Genomic DNA, 21,605 nt, shown 5'->3' with positions numbered 1-21,605 from the left:
GACGGGTACGTGGATTGGCTGTTTTTTTGAGAGCGTTTGTTCACCGCGGCTGAGGCCGCGTTGAATGATTGGCTCGATCAAACACACCCGTTCGCCCTGAGCCTGTCGAAGGGCTCGCGTGGCGGGTCTCGCGCGATGGCGCTTCGACAGGCCTGTCCTGAGCACCGTCTGCGGCGGTTTCGACTCCGCTTGCCCTGAGCTTGTCGACGGGCCTGCGCTTCAGCCCAGGGCCTCGTAGGCCCGGCGCTTGAACTCCAGCGCGTAGGCGTGGCTGGTGCCCAGCCAGCGCTGGGTCATCAGCACGCCGGCCGTGCCTCGTTGCGGGTGGATCCACCACACCGTGCCGGCCATGCCTCCCCAGCTCACCTCCCCTTCGACGCCTGCCGGCTCGCCCGGTCCGGGCGCCAGCGCCACGGCCGAGCCCAGGCCGAAACCCATGTGGCGGCGCGGCGGCAGGCCGGGGAACTGCACGCACAGGTGCGCCGGCAGCTGGTTGGTCCACATGCGCGAAAGGGTCTGCGGCTTCAGCAGCGTGGGCCCGCCGGGGATCAGCGATTGCAGGAGCTTGACCATGTCCCCGCGCGACGACACCAGGCCCCCACCGCCCGAGTAGCGCGCGAAGAGGCTCAGGTACGCACCCGGATAGGGAAGCTCGTCCATGCGCACCAGGCCGGGCACGTCCGGCCGCGCCAGATCCACGCTCGCGTACAGCGCGCAGAGGCGCTCGCGCTTGTCGGGTGGCACCCAGAAGTCGGTGTCTTCCATGCCAAGGGGGCCGAAGATGCGTGTCATCAGGAAGTCGCGGAACGACTGGCCCGAAACCACCTCCACCAGCCGGGCCAGCACGTCGGTGCCCACCGAGTATTCCCAGCGGGTGCCGGGCTGGAAGGCCAGGGGCAGGGGCTCGAGCGCATCGATCATCGCCGCCAGGTCCGTGCTGGGGTCCAGCACACGGGCATGCCGGTACGCCGCGAAGAAGAGCGAGCCGGGATCGAAGACGCCGTAGCTCAGGCCCGAGGTGTGGGTCATGAGCTGGCGCACGGTGATGGGGCGCTCGGCAGGCTCGGTGTCGTCGATGCGCGTGGCGCCTGCACGCAGCACGCGGCGCTTCGCCAGTTGCGGCAACCAGCGTTCCACCGGGTCGTCCAGGCCCAGGCGGCCTTCTTCCTCCAGCAGCATCACCGCGCAGGAGGTCACGAGCTTGGTGTTGGAAAACACCCGGAACAGATGGTCTTCGCGCAGCGGCACGCGGGCCTCGCGGTCGGCCCAGCCGGTGTGGAAGCGGTCAACCACCTCGCGGCCCCGCAGCAAGGCCGTGGACACACCGGCGAGAAAGTCGTGCTCGACCTGCGACTGCAGGGCGGCATGGAAGGCATCGAAGGACCTCGGATGGGGCGCGCTCATGGATTCCTGTTGTGCAAGCTTGAGCGGCGATTATTCAGGCGCCCGGCAAGCGCGCGTGTCGCCCAGTGGTCGCGTTCCCAGGCGGTGGCGGCCTACATGCAGGTCCACGGCACGGGGCTAAGTTGGCGCGCATCCCCCCACGAGAGGCGCACACATGAATTCCAGCCAGAACGGGCAAGAGCCCGACCGCATCGATCTCGACGACAAGGCCTCGCGCGAGCACTGGGCGCGCAAGCTCGACTGCAGCGAATCGCAACTGCGCGACGCCGTGAAAGCCGCCGGTCCGCGCGCGGCCGACGTGGAGGCCTGGCTCAAGGGCGTGCACAGCACGACCAACTCGGACCGGGTGCGCGAGGCGGGCGGGTAGGCCCGCGGGTGGCGGCCTGCCACATCACCCTGCTTTGAGCACTCGTCTATGCAGCCCCGGTGCTGGCGCGACCGGCACAAGTGTCGCGACGGTGCTTAGCCCCACAGACCTTGATAGCTCATCGAGATTTGCCTCCAGCGCCACATGCTTCGACTTGAGGCGGCCATGGATCTTGTACAGATCGGGATCGGAGCACCTCATCGCTTTGCGCCTCGACTGACCTAGGCCTTCCACCTGGCGAAAGGCAACCCACTTGTTGTTCCGCACGGTTAAGCATCGATGCTTCTGCGTCGGTCTCCTCCGCACGGTGGCGCGTTCCTGAAGTCAGCGCGCCTTTGCAGCCGCACCCTGCTCCAGCCCTGGACGGCTGATCCGGTGCAAGGGGTTTTCTACGTCCAGTGCGTAGGGCTTGCGCCAGCCTTCGAACGGCATCTGCGTAAACCTCGAGGCAACGGACTGCGCCAGCAACAGAACTTCCGCGGTGCTCAGTCCCTTGGTGCTCAGGTGGAAGGTGCGGTCGCCGGTTGCCCACTGCAGGTTGCGGACGGGCGCGCCGCGCTCATCGCTCAGTGATTCGATGGTGGCGGGGCTTGCACCGACCTGTGTGTTGTTGAACTCCGGCGCGATCACCAGCCCGTCCCCTCCAGGAACGTCCACTTGGCGCTCCGAGAGCTCGACCAGAACATCAGTGGATGCATTGCCAAGCACTTGGAAGAACCCGCTGAATCCTCTGTCCAGCACCTGCTTGGCCTGCACGTCGGCGCCGAGCAGCTGAAATGCCGGCCCGAGCACGGCCTGAAGGTCCGTCGGACTGATCGCGAGCTGGGTGTGCAGCTTGCCCAAACCGTGCTTGCGCAGGTTCTCGGCCATGTAGTCCATCGACAGGAACTCATGCGTGAGCTTCCCCCGGCTCATGCTGCCGGTCTCGTGGAGTGCTGCGAGCTTGGCGGCGAGGTCATCGCGCCAACCATCCGGAAGGTTCTGAAGGGCGAGCGGCACATACCTGATTCCGGGCTCCGGGATCGGCAGAGGCGACTGCGACCCGGTGACCACTGAGCCGCCCGCCATGGAACTCGGGATCACTGATTCAGCTGAGCGTTCGTGACCGACAGCTTTCGGTTGGGCAAGATCTGAATAAGTCCCGGACCCATCCGAGCCAGCTGCTTCCTCGGGAAGCATGGATCGGTATTTGCCCAGCGTTAGCATCAATGCCGCCAGCGCCGCGCCGGCAGCCATCAAGAAGGCTTGCGTCGGCTTCATCTCACCACGTCGTCAGATTGCAGTCGATGGCACCACTGCTTTGGTAGTCCGCGTAGCGAGCCCCATCCAGCAGTTCCCAGTGATGGCCGCGGACCCAGCGGAACGGGCGAGTTCCGTTAGGCTGCTCACGCTTATCACCGTTGTCCACCTTACCCGCCCAGGTTCGCCACGAAGGACTATTGAAGTTCCCCGCCACATAGGTGGCGAGCAGCTGGTCGCTCCAGATACCGGCCCACCTGGTTTGCCGATAGTGATTCGATTGAACCTGTGAGCGATGGATGGCCTTGAATGAAGGATCCCAACTGATCGACTCGTTGAAGGTGTATCCCAGCCCAGCGGGCTGATCCGCGGCAAGGGTACCAGGCAGTTCGCGCGACTGACCACGCGCGCCCAATAGTTAGCCGCAGTTGCATCAGGTGATGCCGTCAAGCTGGCCGCACTGACCAGCATCGCAAAAAGAGAAGTTCTGCAGTTCATGATTCCTCTAAGTGCCGCTGCCCACGCGACGCGTGGTGTCACAGAGGCCTCGAATCATTACCTTTGTGCTACCTGTTGCCAGCCAATGTGACTGTTAGTATTGACGTCCATCAATTAGGACAGGGTCAGCCCAGACGTCGGCGGCTTCGATAACGCCCGTTTCCGTCAGACCCCACCGCCAAGGCCCCCACCCCTCCCCCGCTAAACTCGCCGGCTTCCCCTGTCCTCTTCCTTGCCCCATGAGCCCCGATGCGTCCCTTGCCACCCTGACCCAGTACGTCCTCTGGGGCGGCCTTCTCATCGGCGTGGTGTTCGGGGCGGTGAGCCAGTCCACGCGCTTTTGCGTGCGCGGCGCGATCGCCGACTGGGTGATCTTCCGCGGGCCGGCACGGCTGGTGGCCTGGTTCGTGGCGGTGGCGGTGGGCGCGGTATGCGTGCAACTCCTCATCGCCTCCGGCAGCTTCGACGCCAGCCGCACGTTGGCCTGGTCCGACCGGCTGCTCTGGGCCTCGGCCCTCTTCGGCGGACTGCTGTTCGGCTACGGAATGATCCTGTGCGGCGGCTGCCCGCAGCGCAGCCTGGTCAAGGCGGGCCAGGGCAACATGAAATCGGTGCTCACCCTGCTGGTGGTCGCCATCGCGGCGCTGATGACGCTGCGCGGCCTGCTCGCCAGCCTGCGCGTGTCGGTGTTCGACCGCTGGTCCGTGCAGCTGTCGGGGCCGCAGGACCTGGGGCATGTGCTCTCGTCCGCGCTGGGCCTGTCGGCGGGGTCGCTGCGCTGGCTGCTCACGCTGCTGATCGTCGCGGTGGTTGCCGCCTTCGCCTGGCGCGTGCGCCGTTCCCTGGACGCGGGCACCGTGATCGGCGGCGCGCTGGTGGGCCTGCTGCTGGGTGCGGCGCTGGTCCTCACCGGCCACATCGGCTTCATCGCCGAACACCCCGAGACGCTGGAGAGCGCCTGGCTGGGGACGCAGTCGCGTCGGCCCGAAGGCCTGTCCTTTGCCGCGCCCATGGGCCACCTGCTGGACCTGGTGACGATGTGGACGGACCAGAGCACGGTGCTGAGCTTCGGCGTGGCCGTGGTGCTGGGCGTCTTGGGCGGCAGCTTCGCCAGCGCCCGGCTGCGCGGCGACTTCCGCTGGGAGATGTTCGCCTCGCCGCGCGAGTTCGGCGAGCACCTGCTCGGCGGCGTGCTGATGGGGTTTGGTGGCGTGACGGCGCTGGGCTGCTCGGTCGGCAACGGCGTCACCGGTCTGGCACTGCTGTCGTCCGGCGCCGTGCTCGCGGTGATCGGCATCGTCGCGGGCGCCCGTGCGGCGCTGTGGGTGCAGGACCGGCACTCGCAGCGGGCGGACAAGCACGCGACCGCCAGCACGCAGCTGGCCTGAACGACCGCTTCTTCAGCCGCGGATCAGCACCGCATCGGGCGGCACCTGGTCCTCCAGCACATCGCAGTCGCCGGGCGGTGACTGGCGACCCGGCGGCACGCCCAGGACCCAGATGCGGCACGTGCCCGGCGGCGGGTACTGGCCCGGGGAGATGCGAATGGGTTCGGGGCCCGGAGCGGGTGCAGGGGCCGGAGCAGGCGCAGGCGTCGGAGCTGGCGCGGGTGCCGGAGCTGGTGCGGGTGCCGGAGCTGGCGCGGGTGCCGGAGCTGGCGCTGGCGCTGGCGCTGGCGCTGGCGCAGGCGCTGGCGCTGGCGCCGGAGCAGGTGCTGGCGCCGGAGCAGGTGCCGGTGCTGGCGCTGGCGCCGGAACAGACGGGTCCTGGTAGCGCGCAGCCCGCGTGATGAAGCCGACCCGGCGGTCCTCGCGCAAGGCCAGCGAGACCAGGCGGTCCGGCGAGGAAGCGGTGTCGAGGTAGGCCACGCCACTGACCTGCGTTCCGTCCGGGTGCGGGCAGTCCGATCCCCGGTAGCGCAGGCTCATGTTGAACACGTTGCGCCCCGAAGGCCGCGGCTCGATGCGTCCGGTGAGCACGCAGCTGGGCGTGGCGATCCAGTTGAAGTCGCCGCTGCTGCTGATGGCCAGCACCGTGGCTTCGTCCAGCGCATAGCGCCCGGCGAGCGCCTGCGGCGAGGGCGCTCGTTCGTAGTTGGGGTCGTAGTCCAGCGACAGGACGCTGCCGGTGCCGCTCGTGGCCGCGATGCGCGAGCGCGGCGTGAGGGTGCCGGCGTAGGTGACGGCGTTCACCGTGCCGACCAGGATGTCGTACTCCGTGGCTTCGGCGCTGAAGCGGCCCGCGTCGCCCCGGCTGGCGCCCTGGATGCCGCCGGTGATGCGGACCTCGTCCGTGTACACGCCCCAGGTGCTGCCGTCCTCCAGGATGATCACGTCGGCAAAAGCCTGCGCGCCCCGGGTGCCGGACCAGAAGCCCTCGGCCGCACTGTTCGCATCGAGGCTCACGGCATCGCCGACCGGACCTCCCCCACCGCCTCCGCCGCAACCCGCCACCCAGGCGGTGAGCGCGATCGAGCCGATGGACCAGAGGGGACGCCGTGCTGCAGGTATCTTCATGTGAGCCTCAGCACCGCACCGTACGTGAAGCCCGGCGCGAAGGGGCGGCTGGCTTACAGGCGCTTGCAGCTCAAACGTGTGGAGGCATTCGTTCGCTGGCGAGAGTGGACTGCCCCCTCCCCCGCTGGGGGAGGGTTGGGGTGGGGGCCCGCGCGCCGACGATGCTGCTTCTGGCGTGGCCCCCATCCCGGCCTTCCCCCAGAGGGGGAAGGGGTGAAGCCAGTCAGAAGTCCAGCTCGTCCTGGATGGCCGCGATCCCGGCCTTTGCGCAGGTGTCGTCCGCCTCGCCGCCCGGGGCGCCGGAGACGCCGATGGCACCCACGATGGCGCCGCCGCCTTCGATCATGCGGCCGCCGCCGATGGCCACCACGCGCGGCAGGTGGCGGATGCCCGAGGGCTCCTCGCCGGCCTGCGTGACCTTGGCGAAGGCCAGCGTGTCCATGCGGAAGCTCAGCGCCGTCCAGGCCTTGTTCACGGCCGTCTCGGGCGTGTGCGCGCCGGCCAGGCGGTCGCGCAGAACGACCAGCGGATGGCCGCCGCGGTCATTCACCGCCACCGCGATCTGGTAGCCGCTCTTGCTGCAGCTTTGCAGGGCCGCCTGGGCCGCCTTGAGCGCGGCTTCGGGCGTGATGGACTTGAGCGTGTAGGTGGCCGGCTGGGCCGCCGCGCCGCCCGCGAACAGGGCGGCGGTCAAGGCGATCAGGATGCGGGTCATCTCAGACCTTCACCGGCGCGTAGCCGGGATTGGGCAGCACCGGCCCCACCAGCCTGGGCACGTTGGGCTGGCGCGCCGCGACCTTGCCGCCGCGGGCCTTGAGCCACTCCTCCACCACCTCCCACACGGGGCGGTTGCCGGCGCTGCGGGCTTCCTCGGCCACCGGTGCCCAGCCCGCCACCTTGTAGGTGCGCGAGGCCTCGATCGGCTTGCCGCCCAGGCGCATGTCCGTGATGCGCCGGCCCATGTCGGCGGTGGGGTCGCAGGTGTACTGCAGCCCGCCCACGCGCACCATGTCCCCGCCCTGCTGGTAGTAGGGGTCCGGGTTGAAGAGGTTGTCCGCCACGTCCTCCAGGATGGTCTTGATCATCTCGCCCGAGAGCTCGCTCACCGTGGCATAGGAGTAGGTGGTGGCGGTCATGTCCATCAGCCACTCGCGGGTGATGGGCTGGCCGGCCAGCAGCGTGGTTCCCCAGCGGAAACCGGGCGAGAAGGCGATCTGCGCGCCCTGCACGTCCATGAGCGCGTCCAGCAGGAGCTGGTCGCCCGTGCCGTTGAAGTTGCCGCGCCGGTACAGCGTGCCTTCGGTGGTGGCCAGGCGCTCGGCCAGCTTGCCTTCATAGGGCGCGCGGATCCGCGTGATGAGCGCGTCCATGGCCGCATCGGCCGGGAGCATGTTGGCGAAGACCGGCAGCAGCTTGTAGCGGAAGTCCGCCACCTTGCCGTCCTTCACGTCGAAGTCCAGCACGCCCAGGAACTTGCCGTTGGAGCCGGCATTGGTCACCAGGGTCTTGCCGCCGGCATTGGCCACGATGCTGGCCACCGGCATGCCGTCATGCGTGTGGCCGCCCAGGATGGCGTCGATGCCGGTCACCCGCGAGGCCATCTTGAGGTCCACGTCCATGCCGTTGTGGCTCAGGACCACGACGACCTTGGCGCCCTTGGCGCGGGCCTCGTCCACCACCTTCTGCATGTTGTCATCCTGGATGCCGAAGCTCCAGTCGGCCACGAAGTAGCGCGGGTTGGCGATGGGCGTGTAGGGAAAGGCCTGGCCGACGATGGCGCAGGGCACGCCGTTGATCTCTCGGATGACGTAGGGGTCGAAGACCGGGTCGCCGAAGTCGTTGGTCTTGACGTTCTGCGCGACGAAGGAAACCTGGCCCTTGAAGTCCTTCTCGATGATCTCCTTGACCCGCTCCATGCCGAGCGTGAACTCCCAGTGGCCGGTCATCACGTCCACGCCCAGGAGCTTGCACGCCTCGACCATGTCCTGGCCCTTGGTCCACAGCGCCGTGGCCGAGCCCTGCCAGGTGTCGCCGCCGTCCAGCAGCAGCGCGCCCGGGCGGCTGGCCTTCATGCGCTTGACCAGGGTGGCCATGTGCGCGAAGCCACCCACCTTGCCGTAGCGGCGCGCCGCCTGCTCGAAGTCCAGGTAGGTGAGCGCGTGCGCCTCGGCCGTGCCGGGGCGCACTTTTGCGACCTTGAGCAGGTGCTCGCCCACCAGGTGCGGCAGGCGGCCCTTCATGTCCGCCACGCCCAGGTTCACGCTCGGCTCGCGAAAGTGGATGGGACGCAGCTGCGCATGGCAGTCCGTCATGTGCAGGAAGGACACGTTGCCGAAGCGCGGAATGTCGTAGAGGCCCTGGGCGGCCGTGGCGGCGTCGGCCTCGGCCCAGCGGCCCAGCGCGAGCCCCGCGACGGAGGCGGCGCCCAGGGTCTGCAGGAAGTCGCGTTTGGAAAGGTTCATGGCGTGAGGGATGTGCCGGCGATGAATGAAAAAAGGGCGCCGACCCGCGTGCGCGAGCGCGGCGCCCCTCGTTCGATGAGCCCCGTGGTGGCCTTACTTGTTGACGGGCGAGGCCGGGTCCAGCAGCAGCGCCATGATGTGGCGCACCTGCTGTTCGTTCAGCGTGCCCATGTGGCCGGCGCGCGGCATGTTGGAGCAGGCGTTGTAGGCCTTGGCGTTCCAGATCTTGCCCCAGGTGTATTCCACGATGGGCTTGGCCGCCGCGCTGCTCGGGTCGGTGACGCCGCGGATCTTGCCGTAGTTGTAGAGGCTCGGGCCGATGGTGCCGAAGGAGATTTCCTCCTTGGCGATCTGGTGGCAGTTGTAGCAGTTGCCGCCGTTGACGCTGTTGGCCGCGTCGGTCCAGGTCATGCCGCGGCCGCTCTGGGCGATCTTCTCGCCTTCCTTCCAGTCGCCCAGGAACTTGCCGTCCGAGGGCCACTTGACGGTCTTGAGGTTGGCTTCCTCGATGCGCTTGGCCGTCGCGGCGTCCAGCGGCTTGCCGGCCACGTCGGCGGCGTTGCAGGCCTTGAGCGTCTCGTCGATCTGCGTGACGCGCTCGACCTTGGCGATGCCCTGGTCACGAAAGGCGGCCTTGACCATGTCGTTGGCCATCTTGTCATGGTCGACGGCAGCCTGTTGCTGCGCGGCGCTGCCGGCGCAGCCGGCGAGCGCGACGGTGGCGGCGGCCAGGAGCAGGGTTCGGGTGTGCAGTGGCTTCATGGCGGGTCTCCGTCTTATCGCTTGATGGCCGGGGCCGCCGACTTGGCGCCCTTGGCATTCACGCCCAGGTAGCTGCTGAGGGCCGTGAGCGCGTCGCTGCCGAACTCGGGGTAGGGAAAGCGTTGCTGGCGGAAGCAGTCGTTCAGGCGCAGCTGCATGCTCCACATCTGGCCGTTGGAGACGCGGTAGGCCGGCCAGGCCGCGAAGCCGACGCCGTCGCCGGGGTTCTTGGTCAGGTTGGGCAGGTCCTGCAGGCGGATGCGCTTGCCGTCCTCGCCGTGGCAGGAGGCGCAGGAGAAGTCGTGCGTGCCGCCGCGCATGAAGAAGATGCGCTTGCCTGCCTCGTAGAAGTTGCGCTCCATGGGGTGCGCCTGCGGCAGGTTGAAGGGCAGGCCCTTGGAAGCGGCGGCGACATAGGTGGCCAGCGCGGTGACGTTCGCCATCTCGCCCTGCCCGAAGCGGGTCTTGGCGATCTTGTCGCCGTCGAAGCCCTGCAGGCGCTCCATGCAGGTGACCAGGCGCGACTCCAGGTCCTGCACCGTGCCGGTGTCCGCGAAGTAGCGCGGCAGCTCGACGAAGGCGCCCTTGACGACGCCCGGGCCCTTGCCCAGGTCGCACTGCTCGAGCGACGCGTTCTTCGGCCCGCGCTTTTGCTTCCAGAGCTCTTCGCCCTTCATCTCGTACAGCTCGGCCGGGTTGCCGTCGGCCAGCATGGCGCGGTATTCCTCGATGGCCTCGATGGTGGACTTCTGGGCCCAGCTGGCAGCCGAGGCGGCCAGCAGGCCGGCGCCCACGACCAGCGATGTGTGCAGGGTTCGCATGGAATGTCTCCTCCGTTGGAATGGCGCCCCCGGCCCGTGGGCCCGGGAGCTGCGGCGAATCACGAGACGGTGGCCTCGTCGGTGCGGGTCTCGCCCTTGTTGTCCTTCCAGGTCACGGCGATCTTGTCGCCGGCCTTCGCACCCTTGACGGTGAACTGCAGGAAGGGGTTCTTGGACACTGCGGGGCCCCACTCGGCCGTCATGACGGTCTTGCCGTTGTGGGCGACGGTGACGTCGGTGATGTGCCAGGCGGGAATGGTCTTGCCGCTCGAGTCCTTGCGCTGACCGGTTTCCATTTCGTGGCTCATGAGCACGCGCACCAGCGCGTTGCCGTTCTGCGATTGGGCGCGGATGCGCATCGGGTCTGCCATGTCGATCTCCTCAGGTCTCGTCGTGATGCTCGTTCAACCGCCGCAGCCACCCAGGGTGACCTTGACTTCCTTCTTGGCGTAGTGCGCCTTGCCATCGTTGGTGATGGCCACCGCGTACACGTCGGAGGACTGGCCCATCTTGGCGCGGGTGCCGAAGCTGGGGACCACGCTGTCGTTCACGTCGAACTTGGCGACCAGGGCGTTGGGGTTCTTCTCGACCAGCAGCAGCAGGTGCTTGACGCCCGTCAGCGTGGTGGCGGCCGTGAGCGGCACCACGGCGCCGTTCTCGGCGATGTCGGGTCCCTGGATGGTGACGTCCTTGCTCTCGGTGAGCGAGTTGCCGCCGAAGGCCTTGGCGGCGTCGGCGACGGTCTTGGCTTCGAAGGCGGCCTTGGTGAAGGCCTGGGCCTGCGTGGACAGCAGGCTGCCGGAAGCGAGCACGCCGACGGCGGCGGCGCCCTGCTTCAGGGTCTGGCGACGAGATTGCATGACGGGTCTCCTCAAATGTAAGTTCATGCTAATGAAGCGATTGTAGGCAACCAACAGGGATTACCCCTGCCGGGGCACGCCTCAAGGCGCGCCGCCGGCCAGCCACCGCGCCAGCAGCGTGGCGTCGGCCTCGCCCAGGGACTGCGGCGGCATCGGGATGCTGCCCCACACGCCCGAGCCACCGGCGCGGATCTTGCCGCTGAGGTAGTCGGTCTTGCCGGCGTGCTTGCCGGCGATCTCGGCCCAGCTGGGCCCCACGATGCGGCGGTCCGCGGCGTGGCAGGCGGTGCAGTTGTTGGACTGCGCCAGGGCGCGGGCGCGCTCGGCGTCCGCCGGGGGAACGGAGGCGGCGGCGCCCGCCGGGGCGCTCGGCTTGGCTGGCGCGGATGCCGCCGCCGGCTTCGCGGCGGCCTGCACCGTTCGCGCCCCGCGCTGCGGTCCCACCAGCCGGTTCTGGTCGGCCAGGTTGCCGTGCGCGTCACGCGCGAAGTCCGGCAGCATGGAGGCGACCTTGGGCTCCACCGGGCAGTCCTTCATGCAGGCCTGGGCCTGCACGTCGGGGGCGCGTGCGCCACCGAGTTCGGCGCCGGGCCACATCGCATGCGCGGTGCTCATGCCCTTGCGGTTGGGCAGGCGCTGCTGCACCTCGGCGATGTTGGCGTCGCCGAGCGTGAAGTCCGCCGGCACGATGCCGCCCAGGTGCAGCAGGTAGCCGGTGACCGCATAGACCTCCTCCACGCTGAGCGACTTGGGCGCGTTCCAGGGCATGGCGCGGTTGATGTAGTCCCAGAGCGTGGAGACATGCGCCAGCTTCATGAGCGTGGTGCGGCCCGGGTAGTCGGCGCGGCGCAGGTTGGCCACGCGACCGTTCTTGATGTCTTCCTCGGTGGTGCCGCCCACCAGGGGCGCGAAGACCTCGTTGGACTCGCCGAAGACGCCATGGCAGGAGGCGCACTTGGCCTCCCACACGTCCTGCCCCTTGGCGACCGAGCCGCTGCCCTTGGGCAGGCCCTTGAAGTCGGGCCGCACGTCGATGTCCCAGGCCTTCACTTCGGCCGGCGTGGCCGCGCGGCCGACGCCGGGGAAGCGCTGCGCCGGATCGGCGGGCGCCTGCGCCTGCGCGCAGGTCGCACCCACGGCGAGCAGCAGCGCTGCCCACCCTGCCTTAAGCGAGCTGGACATTGCGCACCTCCCCGTTTTCCTGCACCAGCCAGCTCTGGATGGCGTTGTTGTGATAGATGGAGCGCGAGCCGCGCACCTCGCGCAGCTGGCGGTAAGTGGGCTGCACGTAGCCGGTCTCGTCGGTCGCACGGCTTTGCACGATGGCGGGCTTGCCGTCCCACGCCCAGTCGATGGAAAAGCGCGTGAGGCACTTGTCCATCACGGGGCCCTGCAGGCGCGCGCGCCGCCAGTTGCGGCCGCCGTCCACGGACACGTCCACGTGCCGGATCTTCCCGCGGCCCGACCAGGCCAGGCCCGAGATGCTGTAGAAGCCCTTGTCCAGCAGCACCTGGCCGCCGGAGGGCGTGGTCACCACGCTCTTGCACTCCTGGATGCTGGTGTACTGGCGGTGGGTGCCATCGGGCATCAGGTCCACGTAGTGCAGCACCTCGTCCTTGCTGCCATAGGGCTGGTCGCCCACCTCGATGCGGCGCAGGTACTTGACCCAGCTGACGCCCTGCACGCCGGGCACCACCAGCCGCAGGGGATAGCCGTTCTCGGGCCGCAGCATCTCGCCGTTCTGTCCGTAGGCCACCAGCACCTCGCCCGAGCGCACCAGGCTCATGGGAATGGTGCGGGTCATGGACGAGCCGTCGGCGCCTTCGGCCAGCAGGAACTTGCCGTTCTTCAGGTCCGCCCCGGCCATCTCCAGCAGCGTGATCAGCGGCACGCCGGTGAACTCGCTGCAGGACAGCATGCCGTGCGAGTACTGCACCGTGGGGACGGCGACGTTGCCCCACTCCATGCCGGTGTTGGCCCCGCACTCGATGAAGTGGAAGCGCGACTGCGAAGGCAGCCGCATGATTTCATCCATGGTGAAGACCTTGGGCGTCTTGACCATGCCGTTGACCATCAGGCGGTGCTGGCTGGGGTCGATGTCCCACCAGCCCTGGTGGTGCCGCTCGAAGTGCAGGCCGCTGGGCGTGACGATGCCGAAGAGCGACTGCAGCGGTGCGAACGAGACCGAGGCCTGGCGCGTCTGCGTGAGCCCGGGGCTCTGGCGGCGTTGCACATTGGCCTCGTACTTCGAGGGCTTGCCGTAGCCGTCGGTGACCACGGGCTGGCCCAGGCCGCGCGTGTGCTCGGGCAGCTCCAGGATGGCGGCCTCGCCCTCGCCCACGGCTTTCTGGGCCAGGGCCACGGGCGCCGTCGCGCCGGCAGCCGCCGCGGCGAAGGCGCCGCGCAGGAAATCGCGCCGGCCGCTTCGCGCCTGCTGCATCACGGTGGCAATGCCGCCGGCATCGAGGAAGCTCTCCGGCGCCTTGCGCAGCCGGCCGCTTCGGGGGTCTTGGGGTGTGTCCATCGGTCTCGCTCTCCTCGCCGTCGGCGGCCTTGCTCGGCTATTTATTCGAATATCGGCATACGCGAATATAACGAGCTCTCGTGGGAGCTGCGAGGGTTTCGGACTCGGTGCAAACCCGAAGGTCGCGGCGGCAGCCGACCTGCCGGACCTTCAGCCCGCGACCGCGCGCCGGGCCTGCTCGATCCGCTGCTCCAGGTAGGCGCCGTAGAAGTCGGTGGACGCGCCCACGAGCCGCGGCGCCACCTCGCGCGCCTCCCGGCCGAAGAAGAGCAGCGTGGGCGCCGAGCGCACCTGCCACGCGCGCACCATCTCGCCGTGCGTGCGCAGCACCCCCGCGAAGTCCTGGAGCCGCTCCTGGCTGCCCATGTCCACCTGCACGACCGGCAGCTGCTGCTCCCGCCGCAGCGGCGCGAGGTAGCTTTCGCGCACCAGCTTGCACCAGGGGCAGCCGTGCAGGCTCACCATGACCACCAGCGGCTGGCCCAGCGCCAGCGCGGCGGCCAGGTCCACCGCCAGCGAGCGCGGGGCGGGGAGCAGCGGCAGCTCGGCCGGCCGGGCGGGCCGCGCCGCCGGCGGGCCGGCCATCGCCAGCGGCGCAAGGGCCATCGGCAGCACCGAGAGGAGCGTGCGACGCTTCATTTGACCTCCTGCTCCATCAGCAGGTAGGTGTTGTAGGCGTTCATGCGGTTGGCCGCGCGGAAGAGCGGCAGGTGCTCGAAGCGCGACCAGTCGGTGCGTGCATAGGCTTCGTCGAAGGGCTGCATCTCGCGCGCCGCCCGGCCCATGTGCTCGCGCAGGTAGGCCAGGTAGTCGCGCGTGGTCTCCATGTCCTGCCGGGCCGAGGTCGAGAGCTCGCCATGGCCGGGCACGACCACCTGGGCATCGAGCTGCAGGACCTGCTCCAGCGCCTTGATCCAGTGACCGCTGTTGGCCTGCCCGACGAAGGGGATGCGGCCGCGGAAGACCAGGTCGCCGGCAAACAGGACCTTCTCCGCCGGCAGGTGCACCACCAGGTCCTCCGGCGTGTGGGCCGGGCCCACGGGCAGCAGCACGATGCGCGTGCCGCCCAGAACCAGCTCATGGCGGCCTTCGATCCACAGGTCCGCCGGCACGAGGCGCGTCTGGGCGTCGATCCAGGGCGCCAGCTCCTCGCGCGAAGCGGCCAGCCGCTGGGTGGCCGTGGCCGAATGGAGGTACTCCAGCGCGCCGCGATGCGCCACGATGCGCGCGCCCGCTTCCTTGAAGACCTGAAGGCCGTAGATGTGGTCGGCGTGGTAGTGCGTGAGCACCACGTGCGAGACGCCGCGCCCGGTGACGCGCCGGATTTCGGCCAGGAGCTCGCGCGCGAGCTGGGGCGAGCCCAGGGCGTCGATCACCACCGCCCCTTCGGGCGTGGCGATGAAGCCGGCGTTGGAGATGAAGTTGCGGTTGGCGGGGTTCCCCAGGGCGGAGGCGCCCTGCACGAACCAGGCCGAGGGCGAGACCTGCCGGGCAACCACTTTGGGCGCGGCTTCCTGCGCGCGCAGCACCGCCGGGGCCGCGCAGGCCAGGGCCAGGGCGGCGGTGAAGCGGCGGCGCGAGAAAGACGATGGGCTCACGGCGGGACGAAGGCGGCACGGCCGCCCTCCTCTACTTCAGGTCGGACTCGATGGCGATCTGCGTGCACACGGCGCGGCAGAGCGTGACGACGCGGTCGTTGATGATGCGGTAGTGGATCTGCACGCCTTCGCGCCGGCGGCCGATCACGCCGGCCTGGTAGAGCGTGTTCAGGTGCTGCGACATGTTGGGCTGCGTGGTGTCGATCTCGGCCAGCAGCTGGCTCACGTTCTTCTCGCCGTTGCACAGGCTGCTGATGATCTTCAGCCGCATGGGCGCGGACATGACGCGAAACAGCTCGGCGGCGAGCTCGAAGACCTCGTCGGACTCGATCGAATCGTCGACCCGGACGGCAGCACGCTTGTTCATGGGCAGGGGGCCTGGTTTTCAGGGCTTGATGTAGGCGTAGCCCTCGCGCGCCTGCAGCCGCCCGATGCGGGCCACCCCCGAAGGGGTGAACTCGGCGTCCATGCTGAACTGCTCCTTCTTGAGGTTGCGGTTGCGCAGCGTGATCTCGCAGACCTCGAAGCGCACGCCGCGCGCCTTCAAGGCGCTGACCAGCGAGGGATAGTCGATGTTGGGGTTCTTCTTGTCCTTGGCGCCTTCCATGAGGAAGTCCACGCCGTCGGCGTGCGTGACCACGACGATCTGCGTGTCGGGCGCCACGTCCAGGTGGTTGCGGATGTTGCGCAGGCCCTTGGTCGCCTGCCCTTCGGCGTGGTCGATGTGATAGACCACCTTGTCCTGGGCCCAGGCGGCCGCGCCCAGGGCCAGCCCCAGGGCCACCACGGCCAGGGAACGTGTGATGCGGGTCATTGGAAGCTCTCCTCGCGGACGGCGCGAATCGGACAGCCGCCATTTCACCAGAAATATCGTTACTTCATTCACTACGAATGTCTGAGGCCGGCAGGGGTTTACCCTCTTTCGCCGCACCGACGTGCTTCATAGAAACCCTCAGAGTCTGCGCGCCAGGCTCCTCGCCCCTTTCCGCTGGAGAACAACGATGCCGTATCGAACCCTCGCCGCCGGCCTGCTCGCCGCCGCGCCCCTGCTGGCCGCCGCGCAGGACCCGCAGACGCTGTACGTCGCCGCCGTCGCGGCCACCTGTGCCAACTGCCACGGCACCGCCGGCCGGCCGGTGCAGGGCTCGCCCTTGCCGCCCCTGGCCGGCATGCCGAGCGAGCAGATGCTGGCCCAGCTGCAGGCCTTCAAGGCCGGTACGCGCCCGGCCACGGTCATGCACCAGATCAGCAAGGGCTTCAGCGACACGCAGCTGCAGCAGATCGCGGCCTGGTTCGCCGCCCAATCCCGTTGAGGAGGCCTGCAATGAAGCGACGCACCCTGCTCCACTCCTCCGCCGCCCTGGGCCTGCTCGGCCTGGGCGCCTGCGCCGCCACGCCCCGCATGCCGGACAAGGCGCGGGTGGTCGTGGTCGGCGGCGGCTTCGGGGGCGCCACCGCCGCCAAGTACGTGCGGCTCTTGTCGGACCACAAGATCGACGTGGTCCTGATCGAGCCCAACGAGGCCTTCGTCTCCTGCCCGCTCTCCAACCTCGTCGTCGGCGGCAGCCGCCAGATGCCCGAGATCACCACGCCGTACACGGGACTGTCGCGGCGCCACGGCATCACCGTGGTGCGGGACAGCGCCACCCGGCTGGACACGGCCGCGCGCCGCGTGCACCTGGCCGGCGGCGGCAGCATCGGCTACGACAAGCTGGTGGTGTCGCCGGGCATCGACCTGCTGCTGGACCGCGTCGAAGGCCTGGCCGCCGCGCACCAGCAGGGCCGCGTGCTGCATGCCTGGAAGGCCGGCCCCGAGACCGTGCAGCTGCGCCGCCAGCTCGAAGCCCTGCCCGACGGCGGCGTCTTCGCGATCACGATTCCCGAGCAGCCCTACCGCTGCCCACCCGGGCCCTACGAGCGCGCCTGCCAGGTGGCCTGGTACTTCAAGCAGCGCAAGCCGCGCAGCAAGGTGCTGGTCCTGGACGCCAACCCGGACGTCACCTCCAAGGGCGCGCTCTTCAAGCGCGCCTGGGCCGAGCTGTACCCTGGCATGGTCGAGTACCGGCCGCAGCACGCCCTGGAGGCCGTGGACGCCCGCACCGGCACGCTGAAGTTCGCGGTCAACGACGACGTGAAGGCCGGTGTGCTGAACGTGCTGCCGCCCATGCGCGCCGGCAGCTTCGCCGTGCAGGCGGGGCTGAACAACCTGGCCAACAACCGCTGGTGCGGCGTGAACTACCTGACCTTCGAATCCACCGTGCATCGTGACGTGCACGTGCTGGGCGACTCCATCCAGATCGCCCCCGGCATGCCCAAGAGCGGCCACATGGCCAACAACCACGGCAAGGTGGCCGCCGCGGCCATCGTGGCCCAGCTCGCCGGCCTGCCACCCAACCCCGCGCCCATGCTCACCAACACCTGCTACAGCTTCGTGGACGACCAGCGCGTGATGCACGTGGCCAGCGTCCACGGCTGGGACGCGGCCGACCGCACCTTCAAGACGGTGCCCGGCTCGGGCGGGCTCAGCCCGGCGGCCAGCGAGCTGGAGGGCACCTACGCACTGAGCTGGGCGCGCAACATCTGGGCGGACATGCTGGCTTGAGGCGGGCTGGGCGCCGCCCCGTCCCAGCCTCCACCTGATCAGGATTTGACTTGGCTCAACAGTGGCCAGGCCGGAGGGTGCGAACAATGGAGGCACCCTCCCTGCGCCCGCATGACGACCGATCCGCTGCCCGCCATTCGCACCCGCGACGAACTCCTGGCCGCGCTCGATCGCCCGCCCGGCGGCGAACCCCACGCGGGGTACATGCCGCCCCTGGCGCTGCGCGAAGGCATGTTGCGGCTGGGCGTGCCTTCGGTCGATCTCGCGCATTTTCCGGTGGACCCGAACGCCATCAAGGCGCTGGCGGCCGAACAGGCACGCCGGTACCAGGTCCTGCCGCTGCTGCGCACGCGCACGCACCTGGCCATGGCCATGGCCGACCCCCTGGCCTGGCAGACGCTGCACGAGCTGGAGTTCTCCACCGGCATGCGCATCGATCCCGTGCTCGCCGAGCCCGAGGCCATCGCACAGGCGGTGCAAAGCTATTACGGATCGGCGGCGGATGCCGAGCGCGTGACCCAGCTGGTCGCGCGCCTGGGCGAGGAAAGCGCCGAAGCCTTCGCAGCCTCCCAGGCGCCGGTCACCGAGTCGGACAACACGCTGGTGCGGCTGGTCAACAAGATCATCGCGGACGCGCACGAGCAGCGGGCCTCGGACATCCACATCGAGTCGCGGCCGAACAACCAGTCCAGCCGGGTGCGCTTTCGCATCGACGGCGAGCTGCGGCCTTACATCGAGGTGCCGCCGAACTTCCGCGCCGCGCTGGTCTCGCGCATCAAGATCATGTGCGGCCTGGACATCTCCGAGCACCGCCGTCCGCAGGACGGCAAGATCCGCTTCGAGGAGTTCGGCCCCTTCGAGCTCGAGCTGCGGGTGGTCATCATGCCCACGCTGCGCGGACTCGAAGACGTGGTCATGCGCATCCTGGAGCCGCCTCGCGCACTCACGATCGACCAGCTCGGCCTGTCGCCCCGCGTGCGCGACGAGCTCAAGCGCATCGCGCAGCGCTCCTATGGGCTGCTGTTCGTGTGCGGGCCCACGGGCTCGGGCAAGACCACCACGCTGCACTCGCTGCTCGGGTTCATCAACACGCCCAACCGGAAGATCTGGACCGTGGAGGACCCCGTCGAGATCACGCAGGACGGCCTGTGCCAGGTGGAGGTCAACGCCCGACTGGGGCTGACCTTCCCGCAGGTGCTGCGCAGCTTCCTGCGTGCCGATCCGGACGTGATCATGGTCGGCGAGACGCGCGACCCCGAGACCGCGCACACCGTGGTGACGGCATCGCTCACGGGCCACCTCGTTGTCTCGACCATGCACACCAACAGCGCTGCCGAGAGCGTCGTGCGCCTTCTGGAGCTGGGCCTGGACCCCTTCAACTTCTCGGATGCACTGCTCGGGATCGTGGGACAGCGGCTCGTGCGCACGCTGTGCCGCTGCAAGAGCGCCCACGCAGCCAGCGACGAGGAACTCGCCGCCCTGGCCGCCGAATACTGCCGCGACACCGCAGAGGCGCCGGCGGACGTGATCCGTCGGTGGCGCTCGCGCTATGGCGACCCCCAGGGCAGCATGACCCTGCATGCAGCGCAGGGCTGCCCTGCCTGCGAGAACACCGGCTACAAGGGCAGGATGGGGGTTTACGAGCTGCTGGTCGCCACACCGGCCATCAAGGCCGCGATCCAGCAGCGCCGGTCGTCGAACGACATCCTGCAAAGGGCCGTGTCCGAGGGCATGGTCACCTTCTTCCAGGACGCGATCGGCAAGGTGCTGGAGGGCCACCTCGACCTGCAGCAGGTGCTCGTGAGCTGCCGGTGATCAGGCCGCCACCAGCGGCAGCCGCAGCACGAACTCGCTTCCCTGCCCCGGCCCGCGGCTGCTCGCCTCGATCTCGCCCTCGTGAAGGCGCACGATGGCCTGGGCGATCGACAGGCCGATGCCCAGGCCGCTGTTGGCCTTGTCGAGGGCGTGCTCCCCCTGGACGAAGAGCTCGAATACGCGCGGCAGCAAGGCGGGTGCCACGCCCTGCCCCGTATCGATGACGGTGATCACCGCCTCGGCTCCGACGACCGCGGCGCCCAGGTCCACCGATCCGCCCGGGGGCGTGAACTTCGCGGCGTTGGCCAGGAGGTTGTCCAGGGCCTGCACCAGCCGGGTGTGATCGCCGTCCACACGGGCCGACTCGGGCGGCGGTGTGACGGAAAAGCGCAGGCCACGCGCCGCCATCGTCGGCCGCGCCATGTCCGCGGCCTGCTCCACCACCTCGCGCAGCAGGATGGGCGTGCGCTCCACGCGGATGGCGCCGCGCGTGAGCCGGGCGACGTCCAGCAGGTCGTCCACCAGGCGCACCACGTGATCCACCTGGCGCGTCATGGCGCCCGCGATGCGCTGGACCACGGTGGCCTCGGCCGATCGCGTGGCCAGCAGGTGCACGCCGCTGCGCAGCGGCGCGAGCGGGTTGCGCAGCTCGTGCGCGAGCATGGAGAGGAACTCGTCCTTGCGCCGGTCGGCTTCCTCCAGGCGTTGGGTCTGGCGCAGCAGTTCGCGCTCCAGGCCATAGCGTTCGCTCAGGTCGCGAAAGACCAGCACCACGCCCAGCAGGGTGCCGTCGCCCGCGCGGATCGGCGCGCCCGAATCGTCGATGGGAAGTTCCTCGCCGTTGCGGCGCACCAGCAGCGTGTGGTTGGCCAGGCCGACCACCACGCCCCGCCGCAGCACCTGGGCCACCGGGCTCTCCACCGGGGCGCGGCTGCTGTCGTTGATGATGACGAAGATCTCGTCGAGGTGGCGGCCCGTGCAGTCGGCCAGCGGCCAGCCGGTGAGCGCCTCGGCCACCGGGTTCATGAAGCTCACGCGGCCTTCGGCGTCCGTCACGATCACCGCGTCGCCGATGCTGTGCAGCGTGACGCGGTACCACTCGCGGCTCTGGTGCAGGTCGGCTTCAGCAAGGCGCCGGCGCCGGATCTCGCGCGAGAGCTGCTCGATGCGCTCGTTCAGCACCCGGAAGCGGTCGCCGGCCGCCGCGCGCGGGATGCACCGCAAGACGAGCAGGGCCTCGCGGTCGGCCGAGGCCGGCCGCAGGAGCGCGCCCTCGCAGCGTACCGGGACGGCCTCACCCGTGCCGTCCCGTAGCACCAGGCTGGCCGGCGCGAAGCTGCGGCTGCGGCCGAACTGCACCAGCAGGTCCGCGAGCTGCTCGGCGCCGCCGTCCACCCGCTCGGCCAGGGCACTGCCCGCCAGCGCCTGCGCCGGGCGCCCGAGCAGGCGCGCAGCAGCCCCGTTGGCGCGCCGCACGACGCCGCGTGCGTTCACCACCAGCAGCGCTTCGGGCAGCAGGTCTACCAGCGCGCCCAGGTTCGCGGGATCGTCCACGGCGACCCCGGGCTCAGGACGACTTGAAATATTCGCGGGCCTCGCTGGAGGCCTCGTCGGGCGCGCGCCGGTCGCTCAGGTGGAGCACCACGCGGCACTCCCCGTCGCCGCGCGCGATGGTCTTGTCCAGCTCGACGCGCGCATAGCCGAGGTTCTCGGCCGCGATCACGCCGAAGACGTTGGAGGTCATCATGCACAGCGCCGGCCTGTCCAGCACCTTGCTGCCGAAGGGACAGTGGCCGTTGCCGAAGACGATGCGGTCGGCATCCTCCTCGATGACGTAGAAGCTGCCCTGGATGCGGCGCTTGAGGTCCACCAGGACCTGCGCAACCTGTTCGCGCGACAAGGTGGACACGTCCAGCGCCGTCTTGTAGCTGTGGTCGATGTGCTCGCCCACGCGCTGGCCGACCACGCTGATGAATCCGGAGGCTTCTTCGAGGCCGACGACATCCTGCAGCGTACCGCTGAGCTCGCGGACCAGGATGCGCAGGAACAGGTCTCGCTCGAGCGGCACGTCGGCCGAGGCGATGGGAATGCTGCGGTCGGGGGTGCTCATAGGGACGGAAGGGGGTGGGGACATGAA

Annotated in this window: 22 protein-coding genes; 5 read left to right on the top strand and 17 right to left on the bottom strand. The window is 69.2% G+C overall.

Going from position 1 to position 21,605, the window contains the following annotated elements; translation table 11 throughout:
* Positions 1–219 precede the first annotated feature (219 nt).
* Positions 220–1,404 (bottom strand): serine hydrolase domain-containing protein, encoded by a 1,185-nt coding sequence (locus EZ242_RS01040; RefSeq protein ID WP_135283256.1) that lies wholly within the window; start codon positions 1,402–1,404, stop codon positions 220–222.
* Positions 1,405–1,558: 154 nt separating this feature from the next.
* Between EZ242_RS01040 and EZ242_RS01035 the strand changes: the two genes are divergently transcribed.
* On the top strand, positions 1,559–1,771 hold the full coding sequence (locus EZ242_RS01035; protein WP_135283255.1) for a DUF3606 domain-containing protein: 213 nt from the start codon (positions 1,559–1,561) through the stop codon (positions 1,769–1,771).
* Positions 1,772–2,095: 324 nt separating this feature from the next.
* Here the strand turns inward: EZ242_RS01035 and EZ242_RS01030 are convergent, their stop codons facing one another.
* A complete protein-coding gene (locus EZ242_RS01030) occupies positions 2,096–3,031 on the bottom strand; it encodes a hypothetical protein (protein WP_135283254.1) in 936 nt (311 codons plus the stop codon).
* A gap of 716 nt (positions 3,032–3,747) precedes the next feature.
* Here EZ242_RS01030 and EZ242_RS01025 point away from each other — a divergent pair.
* Positions 3,748–4,896: a YeeE/YedE family protein gene (locus EZ242_RS01025; protein ID WP_135283253.1), complete on the top strand. Its 1,149-nt coding sequence runs from the start codon at positions 3,748–3,750 to the stop codon at positions 4,894–4,896.
* Positions 4,897–4,908: 12 nt separating this feature from the next.
* On the opposite strand, the gene EZ242_RS21875 is transcribed toward EZ242_RS01025, so the two are convergent.
* The 13 genes from EZ242_RS21875 to EZ242_RS00960 all read right to left on the bottom strand — a co-directional run bounded on the left by EZ242_RS21875 (position 4,909) and on the right by EZ242_RS00960 (position 15,865).
* Positions 4,909–6,024: a hypothetical protein gene (locus tag EZ242_RS21875; protein WP_167784575.1), complete on the bottom strand. Its 1,116-nt coding sequence runs from the start codon at positions 6,022–6,024 to the stop codon at positions 4,909–4,911.
* A gap of 223 nt (positions 6,025–6,247) precedes the next feature.
* On the bottom strand, positions 6,248–6,739 hold the full coding sequence (locus EZ242_RS01015; protein ID WP_135283252.1) for a GlcG/HbpS family heme-binding protein: 492 nt from the start codon (positions 6,737–6,739) through the stop codon (positions 6,248–6,250).
* A gap of 1 nt (position 6,740) precedes the next feature.
* Entirely contained in the window at positions 6,741–8,486 is a 1,746-nt protein-coding gene (soxB, locus tag EZ242_RS01010) for a thiosulfohydrolase SoxB (RefSeq protein WP_135283251.1), read from the bottom strand.
* Between the two features lie 93 nt (positions 8,487–8,579).
* Entirely contained in the window at positions 8,580–9,248 is a 669-nt protein-coding gene (soxX, locus tag EZ242_RS01005; protein ID WP_135283250.1) for a sulfur oxidation c-type cytochrome SoxX, read from the bottom strand.
* Positions 9,249–9,262: 14 nt separating this feature from the next.
* Positions 9,263–10,069: a sulfur oxidation c-type cytochrome SoxA gene (gene soxA / locus EZ242_RS01000; RefSeq protein WP_135283249.1), complete on the bottom strand. Its 807-nt coding sequence runs from the start codon at positions 10,067–10,069 to the stop codon at positions 9,263–9,265.
* A 59-nt stretch (positions 10,070–10,128) separates the two neighbouring features.
* Entirely contained in the window at positions 10,129–10,440 is a 312-nt protein-coding gene (gene soxZ, locus EZ242_RS00995) for a thiosulfate oxidation carrier complex protein SoxZ (protein WP_205960572.1), read from the bottom strand.
* A 33-nt stretch (positions 10,441–10,473) separates the two neighbouring features.
* Positions 10,474–10,929, bottom strand: a complete 456-nt coding sequence (soxY, locus tag EZ242_RS00990; protein WP_135283248.1) for a thiosulfate oxidation carrier protein SoxY — start codon at positions 10,927–10,929, stop codon at positions 10,474–10,476.
* An 81-nt stretch (positions 10,930–11,010) separates the two neighbouring features.
* Positions 11,011–12,111: a c-type cytochrome gene (locus tag EZ242_RS00985; RefSeq protein WP_135283247.1), complete on the bottom strand. Its 1,101-nt coding sequence runs from the start codon at positions 12,109–12,111 to the stop codon at positions 11,011–11,013.
* Complete coding sequence (gene soxC, locus EZ242_RS00980) at positions 12,095–13,453, bottom strand: sulfite dehydrogenase (RefSeq protein WP_135283246.1); 1,359 nt, start codon at positions 13,451–13,453, stop codon at positions 12,095–12,097. Before soxC ends, EZ242_RS00985 begins: the two co-directional genes overlap by 17 nt.
* A gap of 150 nt (positions 13,454–13,603) precedes the next feature.
* On the bottom strand, positions 13,604–14,092 hold the full coding sequence (locus EZ242_RS00975) for a thioredoxin fold domain-containing protein (RefSeq protein WP_240786935.1): 489 nt from the start codon (positions 14,090–14,092) through the stop codon (positions 13,604–13,606).
* Positions 14,089–15,051, bottom strand: a complete 963-nt coding sequence (locus EZ242_RS00970; RefSeq protein WP_338101435.1) for an MBL fold metallo-hydrolase — start codon at positions 15,049–15,051, stop codon at positions 14,089–14,091. Before EZ242_RS00970 ends, EZ242_RS00975 begins: the two co-directional genes overlap by 4 nt.
* A 31-nt stretch (positions 15,052–15,082) precedes the next feature.
* The gene (locus tag EZ242_RS00965) at positions 15,083–15,418 is read right to left on the bottom strand and encodes an ArsR/SmtB family transcription factor (RefSeq protein WP_135283245.1); all 336 of its coding nucleotides are present in this window, start codon (positions 15,416–15,418) and stop codon (positions 15,083–15,085) included.
* 18 nt (positions 15,419–15,436) lie between these two features.
* Positions 15,437–15,865 carry a DsrE family protein gene (locus EZ242_RS00960; protein WP_135283244.1) on the bottom strand — a complete coding sequence of 143 codons (429 nt, stop codon included), beginning with the start codon at positions 15,863–15,865 and terminating at the stop codon, positions 15,437–15,439.
* Positions 15,866–16,052: 187 nt separating this feature from the next.
* Here EZ242_RS00960 and EZ242_RS00955 point away from each other — a divergent pair, with 187 nt between their 5' ends.
* From EZ242_RS00955 to EZ242_RS00945, 3 genes are all read left to right on the top strand, one after another.
* A complete protein-coding gene (locus EZ242_RS00955) occupies positions 16,053–16,364 on the top strand; it encodes a c-type cytochrome (protein ID WP_135283243.1) in 312 nt (103 codons plus the stop codon).
* A gap of 11 nt (positions 16,365–16,375) precedes the next feature.
* Positions 16,376–17,653: an NAD(P)/FAD-dependent oxidoreductase gene (locus EZ242_RS00950; RefSeq protein WP_135283242.1), complete on the top strand. Its 1,278-nt coding sequence runs from the start codon at positions 16,376–16,378 to the stop codon at positions 17,651–17,653.
* Between the two features lie 111 nt (positions 17,654–17,764).
* On the top strand, positions 17,765–19,468 hold the full coding sequence (locus EZ242_RS00945) for a GspE/PulE family protein (RefSeq protein ID WP_135283241.1): 1,704 nt from the start codon (positions 17,765–17,767) through the stop codon (positions 19,466–19,468).
* On the opposite strand, the gene EZ242_RS00940 is transcribed toward EZ242_RS00945, so the two are convergent.
* On the bottom strand, positions 19,469–21,022 hold the full coding sequence (locus EZ242_RS00940) for a sensor histidine kinase (protein WP_135283240.1): 1,554 nt from the start codon (positions 21,020–21,022) through the stop codon (positions 19,469–19,471).
* A gap of 13 nt (positions 21,023–21,035) precedes the next feature.
* Positions 21,036–21,578 carry a methanogen output domain 1-containing protein gene (locus tag EZ242_RS00935; RefSeq protein ID WP_135283239.1) on the bottom strand — a complete coding sequence of 181 codons (543 nt, stop codon included), beginning with the start codon at positions 21,576–21,578 and terminating at the stop codon, positions 21,036–21,038.
* Between the last annotated feature and the right edge of the window lie 27 nt (positions 21,579–21,605).

The organism is Ramlibacter rhizophilus (genome assembly GCF_004681965.1).
Classification (GTDB): domain Bacteria; phylum Pseudomonadota; class Gammaproteobacteria; order Burkholderiales; family Burkholderiaceae_C; genus Ramlibacter; species Ramlibacter rhizophilus.
This window is presented reverse-complemented; position numbering and strand designations above follow the sequence as displayed.

Bases quoted from the DNA above. Each gene is read 5' to 3' on its own strand.
- EZ242_RS01040 (WP_135283256.1), bottom strand. From the start codon at position 1,404: ATGAGCGCGCCCCATCCGAGGTCCTTCGATGCCTTCCATGCCGCCCTG.
- EZ242_RS01035 (WP_135283255.1), top strand. From the start codon at position 1,559: ATGAATTCCAGCCAGAACGGGCAAGAGCCCGACCGCATCGATCTCGAC.
- EZ242_RS01030 (WP_135283254.1), bottom strand. From the start codon at position 3,031: ATGAAGCCGACGCAAGCCTTCTTGATGGCTGCCGGCGCGGCGCTGGCG.
- EZ242_RS01025 (WP_135283253.1), top strand. From the start codon at position 3,748: ATGAGCCCCGATGCGTCCCTTGCCACCCTGACCCAGTACGTCCTCTGG.
- EZ242_RS21875 (WP_167784575.1), bottom strand. From the start codon at position 6,024: ATGAAGATACCTGCAGCACGGCGTCCCCTCTGGTCCATCGGCTCGATC.
- EZ242_RS01015 (WP_135283252.1), bottom strand. From the start codon at position 6,739: ATGACCCGCATCCTGATCGCCTTGACCGCCGCCCTGTTCGCGGGCGGC.
- soxB (WP_135283251.1), bottom strand. From the start codon at position 8,486: ATGAACCTTTCCAAACGCGACTTCCTGCAGACCCTGGGCGCCGCCTCC.
- soxX (WP_135283250.1), bottom strand. From the start codon at position 9,248: ATGAAGCCACTGCACACCCGAACCCTGCTCCTGGCCGCCGCCACCGTC.
- soxA (WP_135283249.1), bottom strand. From the start codon at position 10,069: ATGCGAACCCTGCACACATCGCTGGTCGTGGGCGCCGGCCTGCTGGCC.
- soxZ (WP_205960572.1), bottom strand. From the start codon at position 10,440: ATGGCAGACCCGATGCGCATCCGCGCCCAATCGCAGAACGGCAACGCG.
- soxY (WP_135283248.1), bottom strand. From the start codon at position 10,929: ATGCAATCTCGTCGCCAGACCCTGAAGCAGGGCGCCGCCGCCGTCGGC.
- EZ242_RS00985 (WP_135283247.1), bottom strand. From the start codon at position 12,111: ATGTCCAGCTCGCTTAAGGCAGGGTGGGCAGCGCTGCTGCTCGCCGTG.
- soxC (WP_135283246.1), bottom strand. From the start codon at position 13,453: ATGGACACACCCCAAGACCCCCGAAGCGGCCGGCTGCGCAAGGCGCCG.
- EZ242_RS00975 (WP_240786935.1), bottom strand. From the start codon at position 14,092: ATGAAGCGTCGCACGCTCCTCTCGGTGCTGCCGATGGCCCTTGCGCCG.
- EZ242_RS00965 (WP_135283245.1), bottom strand. From the start codon at position 15,418: ATGAACAAGCGTGCTGCCGTCCGGGTCGACGATTCGATCGAGTCCGAC.
- EZ242_RS00960 (WP_135283244.1), bottom strand. From the start codon at position 15,865: ATGACCCGCATCACACGTTCCCTGGCCGTGGTGGCCCTGGGGCTGGCC.
- EZ242_RS00955 (WP_135283243.1), top strand. From the start codon at position 16,053: ATGCCGTATCGAACCCTCGCCGCCGGCCTGCTCGCCGCCGCGCCCCTG.
- EZ242_RS00950 (WP_135283242.1), top strand. From the start codon at position 16,376: ATGAAGCGACGCACCCTGCTCCACTCCTCCGCCGCCCTGGGCCTGCTC.
- EZ242_RS00945 (WP_135283241.1), top strand. From the start codon at position 17,765: ATGACGACCGATCCGCTGCCCGCCATTCGCACCCGCGACGAACTCCTG.
- EZ242_RS00935 (WP_135283239.1), bottom strand. From the start codon at position 21,578: ATGAGCACCCCCGACCGCAGCATTCCCATCGCCTCGGCCGACGTGCCG.